At 56.0% G+C, this 14,760-nt stretch carries 9 protein-coding genes and 1 other RNA gene; 4 read left to right on the forward strand and 6 right to left on the reverse strand.

Features of this window, described 5'->3' with window-relative positions:
* Window positions 1-12: 12 nt before the first annotated feature.
* The gene (gene menI, locus INF86_RS07010) at window positions 13-423 is read right to left on the reverse strand and encodes a 1,4-dihydroxy-2-naphthoyl-CoA hydrolase (protein WP_023305978.1); all 411 of its coding nucleotides are present in this window, start codon (window positions 421-423) and stop codon (window positions 13-15) included.
* The gene (locus INF86_RS07015) at window positions 420-3,476 is read right to left on the reverse strand and encodes an FAD-binding and (Fe-S)-binding domain-containing protein (RefSeq protein WP_048966244.1); all 3,057 of its coding nucleotides are present in this window, start codon (window positions 3,474-3,476) and stop codon (window positions 420-422) included. The genes menI and INF86_RS07015 overlap by 4 nt, the downstream gene beginning before the upstream one ends.
* Window positions 3,477-3,675: 199 nt before the next feature.
* Here INF86_RS07015 and ydiK point away from each other — a divergent pair, with 199 nt between their 5' ends.
* Window positions 3,676-4,791: an AI-2E family transporter YdiK gene (ydiK, locus tag INF86_RS07020; protein WP_022647856.1), complete on the forward strand. Its 1,116-nt coding sequence runs from the start codon at window positions 3,676-3,678 to the stop codon at window positions 4,789-4,791.
* Window positions 4,792-5,000: 209 nt separating this feature from the next.
* An RNA gene (gene rprA / locus INF86_RS07025) (antisense sRNA RprA) lies at window positions 5,001-5,108 on the forward strand.
* 186 nt (window positions 5,109-5,294) lie between these two features.
* On the opposite strand, the gene INF86_RS07030 is transcribed toward rprA, so the two are convergent.
* From INF86_RS07030 to ppsA, 4 genes are all read right to left on the reverse strand, one after another.
* Window positions 5,295-5,501 carry a hypothetical protein gene (locus tag INF86_RS07030; protein ID WP_022647855.1) on the reverse strand — a complete coding sequence of 69 codons (207 nt, stop codon included), beginning with the start codon at window positions 5,499-5,501 and terminating at the stop codon, window positions 5,295-5,297.
* Between the two features lie 358 nt (window positions 5,502-5,859).
* Window positions 5,860-8,235, reverse strand: a complete 2,376-nt coding sequence (locus tag INF86_RS07035; protein WP_058677983.1) for a glycoside hydrolase family 3 N-terminal domain-containing protein — start codon at window positions 8,233-8,235, stop codon at window positions 5,860-5,862.
* Between the two features lie 3 nt (window positions 8,236-8,238).
* Window positions 8,239-9,639 carry an MFS transporter gene (locus INF86_RS07040; protein WP_022647853.1) on the reverse strand — a complete coding sequence of 467 codons (1,401 nt, stop codon included), beginning with the start codon at window positions 9,637-9,639 and terminating at the stop codon, window positions 8,239-8,241.
* A gap of 234 nt (window positions 9,640-9,873) precedes the next feature.
* Entirely contained in the window at window positions 9,874-12,252 is a 2,379-nt protein-coding gene (ppsA, locus tag INF86_RS07045) for a phosphoenolpyruvate synthase (RefSeq protein WP_023305974.1), read from the reverse strand.
* 335 nt (window positions 12,253-12,587) lie between these two features.
* Here ppsA and ppsR point away from each other — a divergent pair, with 335 nt between their 5' ends.
* A complete protein-coding gene (gene ppsR, locus INF86_RS07050) occupies window positions 12,588-13,421 on the forward strand; it encodes a posphoenolpyruvate synthetase regulatory kinase/phosphorylase PpsR (protein WP_017384644.1) in 834 nt (277 codons plus the stop codon).
* Window positions 13,422-13,571: 150 nt separating this feature from the next.
* Window positions 13,572-14,618, forward strand: coding sequence for a 3-deoxy-7-phosphoheptulonate synthase AroH (gene aroH, locus INF86_RS07055; protein WP_045309066.1), 1,047 nt, complete (start codon window positions 13,572-13,574; stop codon window positions 14,616-14,618).
* Window positions 14,619-14,760: the final 142 nt, after the last annotated feature.

Consider the following 14,760-nt stretch of genomic DNA (forward strand, 5'->3'; position numbering starts at 1 on the left):
CATTCGGAAACTTTACACAACGGCCGTCGTCAGTCTGGATGAACAACACAGGCGATCCTGCTCGTCCAGTATATCAATCTGCCACACCTGATGACGACTTCCGGCGTGCAGTGCGCGGCAAACACCGCGCACGCGTCCGCTGCGAACGGAGCGGATGTGGTTGGCATTGACCTCCAGCCCGACCACCTTCTGCTCCCCTTCCGTACACAGGTAACCCGCGACCGACCCCAGCGTTTCGGCCAGCACGACGGACGCACCGCCGTGCAGCAGGCCAAACGGTTGATGAGTACGACTGTCTACTGGCATCGTCGCTTCAAGTTCATTATCGCCAATGCGCGTAAACTGGATATCCAGCAAACCGACCATGTTTTCCGCACCCATGGCATTTAAGGCCTGCAGAGTGACCGCACGTTTCCAGATCATCCGATAATCTCCAGTAAAGCCTGCAAGGGATGGCGAACGCCGTTACCTTCCACCCGTTTCACCTGGCTGCGGCAGGAGTAGCCCGTCGCCAGACAGCGGTTACGCGGCAGGCGCTGCATTGCCTGGTGCCACGACAGCTCGTAAATGCCGAGCGAGTTAGCGTGGTTTTTGACTTCATGACCGTAGGTTCCGGCCATACCGCAGCAACCCACGTTGACGCTTTCCAGCTTCGCGCCATAGCGGGCGAAGATAGAAGCCCACTGGGCAGGCGCCGTCGGCAGCGCGGTCACTTCAGTGCAGTGCCCAAACAGGTACCAGGATTCTCCGCTGACCTCCTGAGGGGCCGTTTGCTTCAGCACCGAAGGCAGCCACTCATGCACCAGTAAGACCTGAAAATCACCGCGCTTATCGCCGAGCGTCTGCTTATATTCATCCCGGTAACAGAGCACCAGCGCCGGATCGACGCCCACCATTGGCATATCGAGCTGCGCCACGCGATTCAGGAAATCTGAAGTTTTCTGCGCGGTTTTCGCGAAGCGGGTCAGGAAACCTTTAATGTGCTGCGCCTTGCCGTTCGGCGAGAACGGCAGTACCACCGGCTGGTAGCCAATTTTCTCTGCCAGACGGACAAAATCAGCCACCACCTGCGCATCGTAATAGCTGGTAAACGGATCCTGCACCACCAGCACCACCTTCGCTTTCTGCTCAGGGCTTAATGCTTCCAGTTGTTCCAGGGTCATGTTCGCCGAGCGGTGCCCCACCAGCCGACGCTGGAGCGATGGCACCGACAGCAGCGGCAGATCCACCATGCCGATATGTTTTTCAGACAGTTTGCGCACCAGCGGCTGATTGATAAAGAAGTTAAAGGTTTTTGGCGCACGAGCCATTAGCGGCGCGTAACTCTCCACCGTTGCCACCAGATGATCGCGCATCGGGCGCAGATAACGCGTGTGGTACAGCTGGAGGAAGCGGGAACGGAATTCCGGCACGTCAATTTTAATCGGGCACTGGGTTGAACACGCCTTGCACGCCAGGCAGCCGGACATCGCCTCTTTCACCTCATGCGAGAAATCGTATTCGCCTTTATTCGCATGCCAGCTGTTGCGGGTCCGTTCGATGAGCCTGCGCAGGCTGGTGCGTTTTTCCGGCAGCTCCAGTTCCAGCTTGAGCGGGTCAATGCCGCGGTCAGCCAGCAGGCGCAGCCATTCGCGCACCAGCGTCGCACGTCCTTTTGGGGAGTGGATGCGGTTGCTGGTGATTTTCATCGACGGACACATCGGGCTTTTCACATCGAAGTTGAAGCACAGCCCGTTGCCGTTGCACTCCATCGCGCCGCGCCAGGAAGCGCGAACCGCAATCGGAATTTGTCGGTCATAGGTGCCGCGCTTGACGGCGTCTACCTGCAACATCGGCGCATCAACGCCCTCTGGCGGGCAGATTTTACCCGGGTTAAGACGGTTATCAGGATCAAAAGCGGCTTTCACCTTACGCAGCTCGGCGTAGAGTTGTTCGCCAAAAAACGCCGGGCTGTACTCGGCGCGGAATCCTTTGCCATGCTCTCCCCATAACAAACCGCCATATTTGGCCGTAAGGGCCACGACTTCGTCGGAGATCTCCTTCATCAGGATCTCCTGCTGCGGATCACACATGTCCAGCGCCGGGCGCACGTGTAGCACACCCGCGTCAACGTGCCCGAACATGCCATAGCTCAGACCATGGCTGTCGAGCAGCGCACGAAACTCCACAATATAATCCGCCAGATGCTCCGGCGGCACGCAGGTATCTTCCGCAAACGGAATCGGCTTCGCCGCCCCTTTCGCGTTACCGAGCAGCCCCACCGCCTTTTTACGCATCGCGTAGATTCGCTCGATGCCGGAGAGGTCGTTACACAGCTGCCAGCCAATGACGCCGCCTTCCCCCTGTGCAATCAGCTCATCCAGACGCTGGCAGAGCGTGCTCACCTGGCTCTCAATCAGCTCTGCGTCATCCCCGGCGAACTCGACGATGTTCAGACCGAGCATCTCTTTATCCGGCACGTCGGTAATCAGTTCGCTCACCGAATGCCAGACAATATCTTCCCGGGCCAGGTTCAGTACTTTTGAATCAACGGTTTCCACCGACAGCGCCCGCGCCTCCACCATAAACGGGGCATTACGCAGCGCGGAGTCAAAGGAGTTGTATTTGACGTTCACCAGACGGCGCACCTTCGGCAGCGGGGTGATATCCAGACGCGCTTCGGTGATAAAGGCCAGCGTCCCTTCTGACCCGGTCAGTACGCGGGTAAGATCGAACTGGCTCAGATCGTCATTAAAGACATGGCGCAGATCGTAGCCCGTCAGGAAGCGATTGAGCTTCGGGAATTTGTCGAGGATCAGTTCGCGATTTTCGCGGCAGCGCTCCAGCACGGTGCGATAAATCCGTCCGCTGGTGGTGCTCTCTTTTGCCAGCGTTTCAGCCAGTTCGACCGGCAACGGCTGGGTATCGAGAATATCGCCCCCAAGCAGCACCGCCCGCACACCCATGACGTGATCGGAGGTTTTGCCGTAGACCAGCGAGCCCTGCCCTGAGGCATCGGTGTTGATCATCCCGCCAAGGGTTGCGCGGTTACTGGTGGAAAGCTCGGGCGCAAAAAAATAGCCATACGGTTTTAAAAACTGATTCAGCTGATCTTTGATTACCCCCGCTTCCACACGCACCCACCCCTCTTCCGGGTTGATCTCAATGATGCGATTCATATAGCGGGACATATCAACGATGATGCCCTGGTTCAGCGCCTGCCCATTGGTGCCCGTCCCGCCGCCGCGCGGGGTAAAGACCAGGGAGCTGAAACGCTCCTGCGACGCCAGACGGGCGATGAGGGCCACATCGGCGGTAGAGCGCGGGAAAACGACGGCATCGGGAAGAAGCTGGTAAATACTGTTATCGGTTGCCATCGTCAGCCTGTCGGCATAATCGGTGGCGGTATCACCTGTAAAACCCTGTTGCTCCAGTGCCTGCAAAAAATTAAGCACCAGTTGAACGACGCCCGGTGCCTGAGAAATCTGTGGGATCATTGCTGTCGACCCTAATGAGAATAGTGTGAAATCGTTTGCGTTGTGTCTGGAAAGTTTTATCACATTTTTTTCTTATGTGCTTCGTAGAATTACGGGCAAAATCCGCCTGTCAAAAATTGCTGAAATCACTAATGATTAGAGAGATGCGGTTTATATTCCCATCAGCCTTGCTGGTGTTCATTTAAGGAAAGTTTCGTTTATGGTCAATCTTCGTCAGCCCAGGGATGTCGCACAGATACTGCTGTCGGTGCTGTTCTTAGCCATTATGATTATTGCGTGTCTGTGGATTGTTCGTCCTTTCGTGCTCGGATTTGCCTGGGCCGCGACCGTCGTGGTCGCAACCTGGCCTTTACTCTTACGTTTGCAGAAACTGCTGTTTGGTCGCCGCGGCCTTGCCGTGCTGGTGATGACGCTGCTGCTGTTCCTGCTGTTTATTATTCCCATTGCGCTGCTGGTTAACAGCCTGGTTGACAGCAGCGGCCCGGTTATTCGCGCGGTCACCAGCGGTGACATGACGCTGCCGGATCTCGCGTGGCTGAACAGCATTCCTGTTGTGGGCGCAAAACTATACAGCGGCTGGCACAGCCTGCTGGAGATGGGCGGTAGCGCCCTGATGGCCAAAGTGCGCCCGTACATCGGCACAACCACCACCTGGTTTGTCGGGCAGGCTGCGCATATTGGTCGCTTCATGATGCACTGTACGTTGATGCTGGTCTTCAGCGCCCTGCTGTACTGGCGCGGCGAGCAGGTTGCGCTGGGGGTACGCCATTTCGCCACCCGACTGGCAGGTAAACGCGGCGATGCGGCCGTGCTGCTGGCAGCCCAGGCCGTTCGCGCGGTGGCGCTCGGCGTGGTGGTCACAGCGCTGGTGCAGGCGGTGCTTGGCGGCATCGGGCTGGCTGTTTCCGGCGTACCTTATGCCACTATTTTCACCGTTGTCATGCTGATGACCTGTCTGGCACAGCTTGGTCCGCTGCTGGTGCTGGTTCCCTGCATTATCTGGCTTTACTGGACGGGGGACACGACCTGGGGCACGGTGCTGCTGGTCTGGAGTTGCGTGGTGGGCACCATGGATAACGTGATTCGTCCTCTCCTCATCCGCATGGGCGCTGATCTGCCGCTGATTCTGATCCTGTCCGGGGTGATCGGGGGGTTGATTGCCTTCGGCATGATTGGCCTGTTTATCGGTCCGGTGCTACTTGCGGTAACCTGGCGTCTCTTCTCAGCCTGGGTGCATGAAGTGCCGCCACCCGGAACCGATCCGGACCTCATCTTAAGCGAACTTGAAGAGCTGGAAGATAAGAACGCGCAGTAATAACCTTTGCCGGGTGGCGCTAACGCTTACCCGGCCTACACTCTTCGCAGGAATACTTAAACGTTGCTAAACTATTTATTCTCTGCGCACTGGTCAGACCCGCCTTTTCATGCCTAAAACCGTCATTCTCTTCAAGAAATCTTTACCTCCCTTTAACTATTGAGACGAATCCGATCGACTCATAAAGTTGGCATGCCTACTATTAAGACACGGTTATAAATCAACACCTTGATTTATAAGCATGGAAATCCCCTGAGTGAAACAACGAATTGCTGTGTGTAGTCTTTGCCCATCTCCCACGATGGGCTTTTTTTTTATTTACCTTATGCTGAGCGCACAGGATTTAGGCGTGTTTTAAACGAAACAACCGTTCATTACAGACGGATGAATAGCGATGAAAGAGTTTTACTGTTTAGTTCCATTCGTCATAAGCATATGCCATTTCACTATCAACTGAATATCTTTCTCGTACCAACAGCCAATTGGCGTTCCTAAAAACGCCATCATTTAGCTTTATCTTTTATACTTTTTTCAACCTGAGCATGAAGATTCATGCAGTTTATATACCCTTCTCTACGCGCTGCGTTGACTTCCGTAGCGTGTCTTAACTCCATTGCTAACAACTTATCTTCCATTACAGAAAGGCGATAAATCAGGGCGCACACAATCATTAAAAGAATAATGAATAACACCGAAATATCTACAACCACTTAACCTCTCCAGTTACTTATTGAATCCTGAGTTCTGACGCTATGCACTGTAGTTCTTCGTTTTCCCTGCATTGCGTTGTCATGTAGCCGTTGCACAGGGAACTTAAATCAGACAGAGTCCGTATATTCATTTAAATTTCATCTTTTATAGCTAATCAAACCTATCAGGCTATCTGGCGCAGTCTTGCAACCAGCAGACGGTGAGGAGTAGCTATATCAGTTCCAGGCTCAGAGCAAGGCGGCTAAGACTATTCTTATGCGAACTATTTTTTTAAGTTATTAGTGCTTTGTAAGTTCATTTTCCTCTTTTGATTGCTTGAAAGAGGACTCGCCTTTGTGGCCAGGCGAGTCCTGAATATTAATTTTTACAAATTTCACTCCTACTCAACATCTGCCATTCCCCCTCCAGCACCCGCGTCTCCCCGGTCACCTGCACGTTCACCACCTCGCGTATATCCGCCGAGGACGCGCCAACCTGTAGCTCAAATTCACCTGGCTCGACAATTCGCTTCCCGTCCCGGCGGGTGAAATTAAACATCTCCACCGGCAAGGTAAAGGTCAGGGTGGCGGTTTCTCCCGGTGAAAGCGTAACGCGTTGAAACGCTTTCAGCTCCTGAAGCGGACGAACCTGCGTCGCGACTTTGTCACGCACGTACACCTGTATTACTTCGCTGCCGCTGCGCTCCCCGATGTTACTGACATCGACGCTTAACACCACCTCTCCGTCGACCGGGACGTGGCTTTCAGCGAGACGCGCCGCACTCCAGCGAAACTGCGTCCAGCCAAGACCGTAACCGAACGGGTAAAGTGCGCCGAAATGGAACGCAAACGGCGTGCCGCCGCTTTTCAGCTTGTGGTTATAGTAGTACGGCATCGCCCCGGCGTTTTTCGGCACGCTGACTACCAGCCTGCCCTGCGGCTCCGCGCGGCCGGTTAAGATATCGGCAATCGCCCAGCCCCCTTCCTGCCCCGGCGCCCAGGCCATCATCAGCGCGGCCACCTTCTCTTCCAGCCCCTGAAGGTTATAAGGACGCCCGCCCGTCATGACGACAATTACCGGCTTGCCGGTTGCCACCAGCTCCTCCAGCAGCTGTTGCTGCACGCCCGGCAGATTCAGCGAATCGGTATCCGATCCTTCCCCCACGGTGCCGCTCTGGAATAGCCCGGCGAGGTCGCCCACGCAGGCCACCACCACGTCACTCTCTTTTGCCGCGCTCACGGCTTCGGGGATCAAATCCGTGCGTTGTGAAACCGGCGATTGCTGCATCGGTTTACCGCCGCTGTCGCCCGGGAACACCGGCGCACCCGCCATCCGTTTTTCAATAATGTGGCACCCTTTGGCGTAACGTATCTGCGATGCACCAAGGTACTGTTCCAGCGCCGCGCGCGGGGTTGTCACCTGCGAGGTCTCTTCAACCATATCGCTGATGATCAGGTGAACCGGGAAGCTGTAGCCGCTCAGCAACGCCAGCGGATCGTCCGCCGTCGGCCCCACTACCGCTACACGGGGTTTTCCGCCGAGGGGCAAAATGCCGTTATTTTCCAGCAGCGTGATCGATTTTGTTGCCACCTCGCGCGCCACCTGCCGGGTCGCCTCATTCTGCAAATCGATACCTTTTTCGTCGGCGTACGGTTTTTCAAACAGCCCGAGACGGAATTTTTCACTTAGCACGCGCGCCACAATCTCATCCACTTTCGCCATTGAGATAAGCCCACGCTCTACCGCTTCCGCCAGATGACGCGCGCAGTCATCCTTCGGCAATTCCACGTCCAGCCCGGCGTTAAACGCCAGCGCCGCCGATTCTGCTGGATCGTGAGAAATCCCGTGGTGCTGGTGCAGCAGGCTGACGCCGCCGTAATCCGCGACAATAATGCCGTCGAAGCCCCACTGTTCACGCAGCACGGTGGTGAGCAGGAAATGGTCGCTGTGCCCTGGCTGATTATCGATGTCATGATAGGCCGGCATCACCGAACCGGCGTTGGCCAGCTTCACCGCCATCTCAAACGGCAGCAGGAAGGTATCGTTTAGCTCGCTGAAACCCAGATGGACCGGCGCATGGTTGCGCGCCCCTTCGCTGAAGGAGTGCCCCACGTAATGTTTCAGGGTCGCCAGCAGATCGCGCTTATCGCCCTGCAACCCCTTCACGTACGCCGTCGCCATCACCCCTACCAGCCACGGATCTTCCCCAAAGGTCTCTTCCGTCCGTCCCCAGCGCACATCGCGCGAGACATCCAGCACCGGGGCCAGCCCCTGCTGGCACCCGACAGACCGGGCCTCGTTGCCAATCTGCTCCGCCGCGCGCTGCACCAGCGCCGGGTCCCAGGTGGAACCGTAGTTCAGCGACGACGGGAACAGGGTTGCATCTTTGCACAGCAGCCCCACCAGACACTCCTCATGAAACAGCGCCGGAATGCCGAGCCGGGTCTCCTCCATCATCATACGTTGCAGGCGGTTAGCGGCACGCACGCCGGTTTTTGCATCAACAATGTGCGTGCCGAGCGGACGGGTGATCTGCCCGACGCCCAGCTTCAGCCTTTCGCTGAGGGACGCCTGTTCGCTCACGCCGGCGAACTCATCGCTCAAATCGCTGCGCTCGCGGTGGTTGCCGTGTTCATCGAGGATCAGCCAGTACGCGTGCATCTGGGCAAATTTCTCTTCCGGCGTCATACGCGCCAGTAAATCAGCGACACGCTCGTGTACGGGACGTCCCGCGTCCTTGTAGATCACAGTCATGGTTTACTCCTGTAGTGCGGATTGGGTTACCGGGCTGAGCTGCCCCGCATCGTTTCGAATTTCTCGCTTGCTGGCCAGCTCACGGGCAATGGAATCCACCAGTCGGCTGTTGAGTTTGTAGATAGCAAGGAGCGCCACCATGCAGAGGAACAGCGCGCAGGGGATCAGGGTGAACAGGGCATTGATGGTTGCGAGGACGTGAGGCGCCTGGTTTGCCTGTCCGGGCGCGTAATCCACCATGCCCAGCACCCAACCGACTACCGCCCCACCCAGCGCCAACCCAAACTTGATGGCAAACAGGGCGGTAGAAAAGACCAGCCCGTCCAGACGGCGGCCGCTGCGGTGTTCTTCGTAGTCCACCACATCGGAGAACATGGTCCATTGCAGCGGCGTGGTCAGGTTCTGAATAAAACTAAACACAATATTCAGACCGAATATCAGCCACACCTGCGAAGGAGGAATGAAGAAAATCAACGCGCCAAAAATAACGAAAGAAATAATGGTCCACTGATAGGCACGTACGCGATCAAATTTCCCCAGCAGGCGTTCAGATAATAATGCGCCGCTTAAGGATGCCACCATGCCGGAAACAATAAAGGCAAAGACCAGTTCAGGGCGTAACAGAACATAGTTAACGTAATACATGGTCGCAGAGCCACGCGTCACGACGGCGGTTAACAGTAAAATATTAAACAGAAAAACAATTCGCCACTGGCTGTTGGCGGCCAGCAGTTTTAAATCCGTCAGCATCGAGCCGGAGGTGTCATTGCGCGGCGAGTAACGCTCCCGGGTCATAAAGAAGCAGCAGAAGAATAAAATAATACCCAGCAGCCCCATCAGGCTCATGGCATAGAAATAACCTTTTTGCACATTCCCCTGACCTAATAATGAGACCAGCGGCAGCGCGATGACCGTTACAATCAACCCGCCGATAAACGACAGGCCAAAGCGCCAGGATTGCAGCGAGTGGCGCTCGCGCGGGTCGAGCGTCAGCGCGCCGGGCATGGCGCAGTATGGAACGTTAATCGCGGAGTAGATCAGGCTCAGGATGGCATAGGTTACGCAGGCATAGACAATTTTCGCCGTCTGCCCGGCATCCGGTACGTAGAAGGTAATCAGGCAGCTCACGCCAAACGGAATGGCAAACCAGAGCAGCCAGGGACGAAAACGACCGTGGCGGGTCTGAGTGCGGTCCACCAGCGCGCCAATGCACGGATCGACAAACGCATCGATCACGCGCACCACTAAAAACATGGTGCCCATAATGGCCGCCGGCAAACCGAATACGTCCGTATAGAAATACGCGAGAAATAACGTTGCCGTTTGCCAGACCAGCGCGCTGGCCATATCACCGAGGCCATAACCTATTTTATCTTTGGTACGTAATACAGAGGAGATTGTCATTGTTATTTGCCTTTTTATCAGGTTAAAACGTATTTCAACCAGTCGCGCATCATCCCGACGGATGTACGCGGTAAGGCTCAAGTATTAGCAACGCCCTGCCCACTAACAATTGTCTAAATTAACAGATAAATTATGATATTTGGTTTTTTGCTTTATTTGTGATGGTGAGCATATTCGCAGGAAAATAAAAAAGGCGAGGACAGATATCCTCGCCTTTTTCAGGTTATGCAGGTTTTACTTGTTCAGCTCTGCCAGGCTCAGCCAGGTTTGCACCACGGTGTCCGGGTTCAGGGAGAGGCTATCAATCCCCTCATCCATCAGCCAGGCCGCAAAGTCTTCATGGTCAGAAGGACCCTGCCCGCAGATCCCGACATATTTACCCTGTTTCTTCGCCGCACGGATGGCCATGGAGAGCAGCGCTTTCACCGCCTCGTTACGCTCATCAAACAGCTCAGAGACGACGCCGGAGTCGCGGTCCAGGCCGAGCGCCAGCTGCGTCATATCATTCGAACCAATGGAGAAGCCGTCGAAGTGCTCCAGGAACTGCTCGGCCAGCAGGGCGTTGGACGGAATTTCACACATCATGATGATCTTCAGCCCGTTCTCGCCGCGCTTCAGCCCCTGACGCGCCAGCTCATCCACCACCGCTTTCGCCTGATCCACGGTACGGACGAACGGGATCATGATTTCCACGTTGGTCAGCCCCATGTCGTTGCGCACGCGTTTTACCGCTTCGCACTCCAGCGCGAAGCAGTCGCGGAAGCTTTCCGACACGTAGCGTCCGGCGCCGCGGAAGCCCAGCATCGGGTTCTCTTCTTCCGGCTCGTAGCGTTCGCCGCCCACCAGGTTGGCATATTCGTTGGACTTAAAGTCCGACAGACGCACGATCACGCGTTTCGGGTAGAAGGCCGCGCCGAGCGTGGCGATGCCTTCCGTCAGGCGGCCGACATAGAACTCTCTCGGCGAGTCGTAACCCTTCATCATCTCGCGGATTTCGTTTTGCAGCTTCGCGTCCTGGTCGTCAAACTCCAGCAGCGCGCGCGGGTGAACGCCGATCATGCGGTTGATGATGAATTCCAGACGCGCCAGGCCCACGCCTTCGTTCGGCAGGCAGGCGAAGTCAAACGCGCGATCCGGGTTACCGACGTTCATCATGATTTTCAGCGGCAGGTCCGGCATGGTATCCACGCTGGAGCTCTTCACGCTGAAGTCGAGGATATCGGCATACACGTAACCGGTATCGCCTTCGGCACAGGAGACCGTCACGTTCTGGTCGTCCTTCATGCGTTCGGTCGCGTCACCGCAGCCGACCACCGCCGGGATCCCCAGCTCACGGGCGATAATAGCCGCGTGGCAGGTACGGCCACCGCGGTTGGTGACGATAGCAGCCGCTTTCTTCATGATCGGCTCCCAGTCCGGGTCGGTCATGTCGGTCACCAGCACGTCGCCAGGCTGAATGCGATTCATCTCGCTGATGTCGTGGATCACTTTCACCGGACCGGCACCGATGCGGTGGCCGATTGCGCGGCCTTCCGCGACAATTTTGCCCTGCGCGTGCAGGGTGTAGCGCTCCATGACCTGACCGCGCGAACGGACGGTTTCCGGACGCGCCTGCACGATAAACAGCTTGCCGGTGTGGCCGTCTTTGGCCCACTCGATGTCCATCGGACGGCCATAGTGTTTTTCAATCTGCACCGCCTGCTTCGCCAGCTCTTCCACTTCGGCGTCGGTGAGCGAGAAGCGATCCCGCTGCTCCTGCGGCACATCTTCAATGGTGACCTGCTTGCCATGCTCTTGCGTCGGGGCATAGATCATGCGGATTTTTTTCGAGCCCATGGTGCGGCGTACCACTGCCGGACGGTTAGCCGCCAGCGTAGGCTTGTGCACGTAGAATTCGTCAGGGTTCACCGCCCCCTGCACCACCATCTCGCCCAGACCCCACGCGGAGGTGATAAACACCACCTGGTCGAAGCCGGATTCCGTGTCGATAGAGAACATCACGCCGGAAGAGCCTACGTCGGAGCGCACCATGCGCTGTACGCCTGCGGAGAGCGCGACGCCGCGGTGGTCATAGCCCTGATGCACGCGATAGGAGATGGCGCGGTCGTTGAACAGGGAAGCAAACACATGCTTCACCGCCACCAGTACCGCCTCGTAACCCTGGACGTTGAGGAAGGTTTCCTGCTGTCCGGCGAAAGAGGCATCCGGCATATCTTCCGCGGTAGCGGAAGAGCGCACGGCAAAGGAGGCCTGCGCGTCGTCAGCGGAGAGCTGGTTGTAGGCGTCATGGATGGCTTTTTCCAGTTCCGGCTGGAAAGGTGTGTCGATAATCCACTGGCGGATTTGCGCGCCGGCTTTGGCAAGCTCGGTGACATCATCAATATCCGTTTTATCCAGCAGGTCGTAAATGCGCTGGTTTACACCGCTCTGGTCTAAAAACAGGTTAAACGCATCGGCGGTTGTGGCAAACCCGTTTGGTACGGAGACACCCATACCGGACAGATTTGTAATCATTTCACCCAGGGAGGCATTTTTGCCCCCAACTCTGTCTACATCATTCATGCCGAGTTGGTTATACCAAAGCACCAGCGGTGACGAGCCATTGTTGGACATCGAAACAATCCTTTTGTGATATTTGATCGGAGTAAGAAACACCTGACTACGTATTTATACTGGCATATTTATTTCCGCTAAAAAAACGGTGAATCGTGTAAGCAATTTAAATTTTCAACTTTTCGGACAGTTTCCCCGCACTCGCTAACCCGATGATTCCTATAGATTCCGGCAAAAACCATAGAAATAACGCCGCTAATCAGAAAATGAAATCCACTTTTCAGGAAAATCAAAAACACCATTTCATTTTAAATTCAGATAAGTTCTTTGCTGTGCAATTAACTTTTTTAATTTATGCTTTCAGGCAATTACGTACGCTATTCAGGGTGGATAAAATGGATAATGCTGTCGATCGCCACGTTTTTTATATTTCTGATGGGACGGCGATTACCGCCGAGGTGCTGGGACACGCGGTGATGTCGCAGTTTCCCGTGTCGATAAACAGCATCACGCTGCCGTTCGTGGAAAACGAGAGCCGGGCCAAAGCGGTCAAGGACCAGATCGACGCCATTTACCAGCAGACCGGTGTTCGTCCGCTGGTGTTCTATTCCATTGTGATCCCTGAGATCCGCAACATCATTCTGCAAAGCGAGGGCTTCTGTCAGGATATCGTGCAGGCGCTGGTTGCACCCTTGCAAAGCGAGCTGAAGCTCGACCCGACGCCGATCGCTCACCGTACCCACGGGCTGAACCCCGGCAACCTGACCAAATACGATGCGCGTATTGCCGCCATTGACTACACTCTGGCGCACGACGACGGGATCTCGCTGCGCAATCTGGACCAGGCGCAGGTCATTTTGCTTGGCGTGTCGCGCTGCGGTAAAACCCCCACCAGCCTTTACCTGGCAATGCAGTTTGGCATTCGCGCCGCCAACTACCCCTTTATTGCCGATGATATGGACAACCTGGTGCTGCCTGCCGCGCTCAAGCCGCTTCAGCATAAGCTGTTTGGGCTGACCATCAACCCGGAACGACTGGCGGCGATCCGCGAAGAACGTCGCGAGAACAGCCGCTACGCCTCAATGCGCCAGTGCCGAATGGAAGTCTCCGAAGTCGAAGCGCTGTACCGGAAAAATCAGATCCCCTGGCTGAACAGTACCAACTATTCAGTAGAAGAAATTGCCACCAAGATCCTCGATATCATGGGACTGAATCGCCGCATGTACTAATATGCTAGTACATTAATCCAGTTTCAGTTATTATCATGCCATCCTCGGGGCGACGTGCCCCGAACTTGAAATCAGCAGGGATTGGTTTAAGGTGATGCCCATCACTTCCCGGTAGTCTGCCGATGAAGCAAAAAATTTCTGAGACATTCCATGAACAAAACCGACGAACTGCGCACCGCGCGCATTGATAGCCTGGTCACCCCGGCTGAGCTGGCCCGGCTGCACCCCGTTTCCGCCGAGGTAGCGGACCATGTGACGGCCTCCCGTCGCCGCATCGAAAAAATTCTCAATGGTGAAGACAAACGTCTTCTGGTAGTAATTGGCCCCTGCTCCATCCACGACCTGGACGCGGCGATGGATTATGCACAACGCCTTCAGACGCTGCGCGGCACGTATCAGGATCGCCTGGAGATCGTGATGCGTACCTACTTTGAAAAACCGCGTACCGTCGTGGGCTGGAAAGGATTGATATCCGATCCCGATCTGAACGGTAGTTACCGGGTGAATCACGGCATTGCGCTGGCGCGTAAGCTGCTGCTACAGGTTAACGAGCTGGGCGTGCCGACCGCTACCGAATTTCTGGATATGGTGACCGGACAGTTTATTGCCGACCTCATTAGCTGGGGCGCGATTGGCGCGCGTACCACCGAAAGCCAGATCCACCGTGAAATGGCGTCGGCGCTCTCCTGCCCGGTGGGCTTCAAAAACGGAACGGACGGCAATACCCGCATCGCCGTTGATGCCATCCGCGCGTCACGCGCCAGCCATATGTTCCTCTCCCCGGATAAAAACGGCCAGATGACCATCTACCAGACCAGCGGCAACCCGTTCGGACATATCATTATGCGTGGCGGTAAAAAACCGAATTACCATGCAGAAGATATTGCCGCCGCCTGCGAAACGCTGGCGGAATTTGACCTGCCGGAGCATCTGGTGGTGGATTTCAGCCACGGCAACTGCCAGAAACAGCACCGCCGCCAGCTGGACGTCTGCGATGAAGTCTGCCAGCAGATCCGCAGCGGCTCGACCGCCATTGCAGGAATTATGGCGGAGAGCTTTATCAAAGAAGGCACGCAGAAGATCGTCGCCGGACAGCAAATGGTGTACGGCCAGTCGATCACCGACCCGTGCCTGAGCTGGGAAGACAGCGAGCTGCTGCTGGAGAAGCTGGCTTCAGCCGTGGACACGCGCTTTTAAAATCCTGCCGGGTGACGCTGCGCTTACCCGGCCTACGGTACGTGCCCTTCTCCCTCTCCCCATGGGCTGAGGGTTCCCCACAAATTAATGCGAGCACTGAGCAATCCCCTCGCCCCTCCGGGGAGAGGGTTAGGGTGAGGGG

Source organism: Enterobacter cloacae complex sp. I1M, assembly GCF_014982425.1.
Classification (GTDB): Bacteria; Pseudomonadota; Gammaproteobacteria; order Enterobacterales; family Enterobacteriaceae; genus Enterobacter; species Enterobacter intestinihominis.

Bases quoted from the DNA above. Each gene is read 5' to 3' on its own strand.
- menI (WP_023305978.1), bottom strand. From the start codon at position 423: ATGATCTGGAAACGTGCGGTCACTCTGCAGGCCTTAAATGCCATGGGT.
- INF86_RS07015 (WP_048966244.1), bottom strand. From the start codon at position 3,476: ATGATCCCACAGATTTCTCAGGCACCGGGCGTCGTTCAACTGGTGCTT.
- ydiK (WP_022647856.1), top strand. From the start codon at position 3,676: ATGGTCAATCTTCGTCAGCCCAGGGATGTCGCACAGATACTGCTGTCG.
- INF86_RS07035 (WP_058677983.1), bottom strand. From the start codon at position 8,235: ATGACTGTGATCTACAAGGACGCGGGACGTCCCGTACACGAGCGTGTC.
- INF86_RS07040 (WP_022647853.1), bottom strand. From the start codon at position 9,639: ATGACAATCTCCTCTGTATTACGTACCAAAGATAAAATAGGTTATGGC.
- ppsA (WP_023305974.1), bottom strand. From the start codon at position 12,252: ATGTCCAACAATGGCTCGTCACCGCTGGTGCTTTGGTATAACCAACTC.
- ppsR (WP_017384644.1), top strand. From the start codon at position 12,588: ATGGATAATGCTGTCGATCGCCACGTTTTTTATATTTCTGATGGGACG.
- aroH (WP_045309066.1), top strand. From the start codon at position 13,572: ATGAACAAAACCGACGAACTGCGCACCGCGCGCATTGATAGCCTGGTC.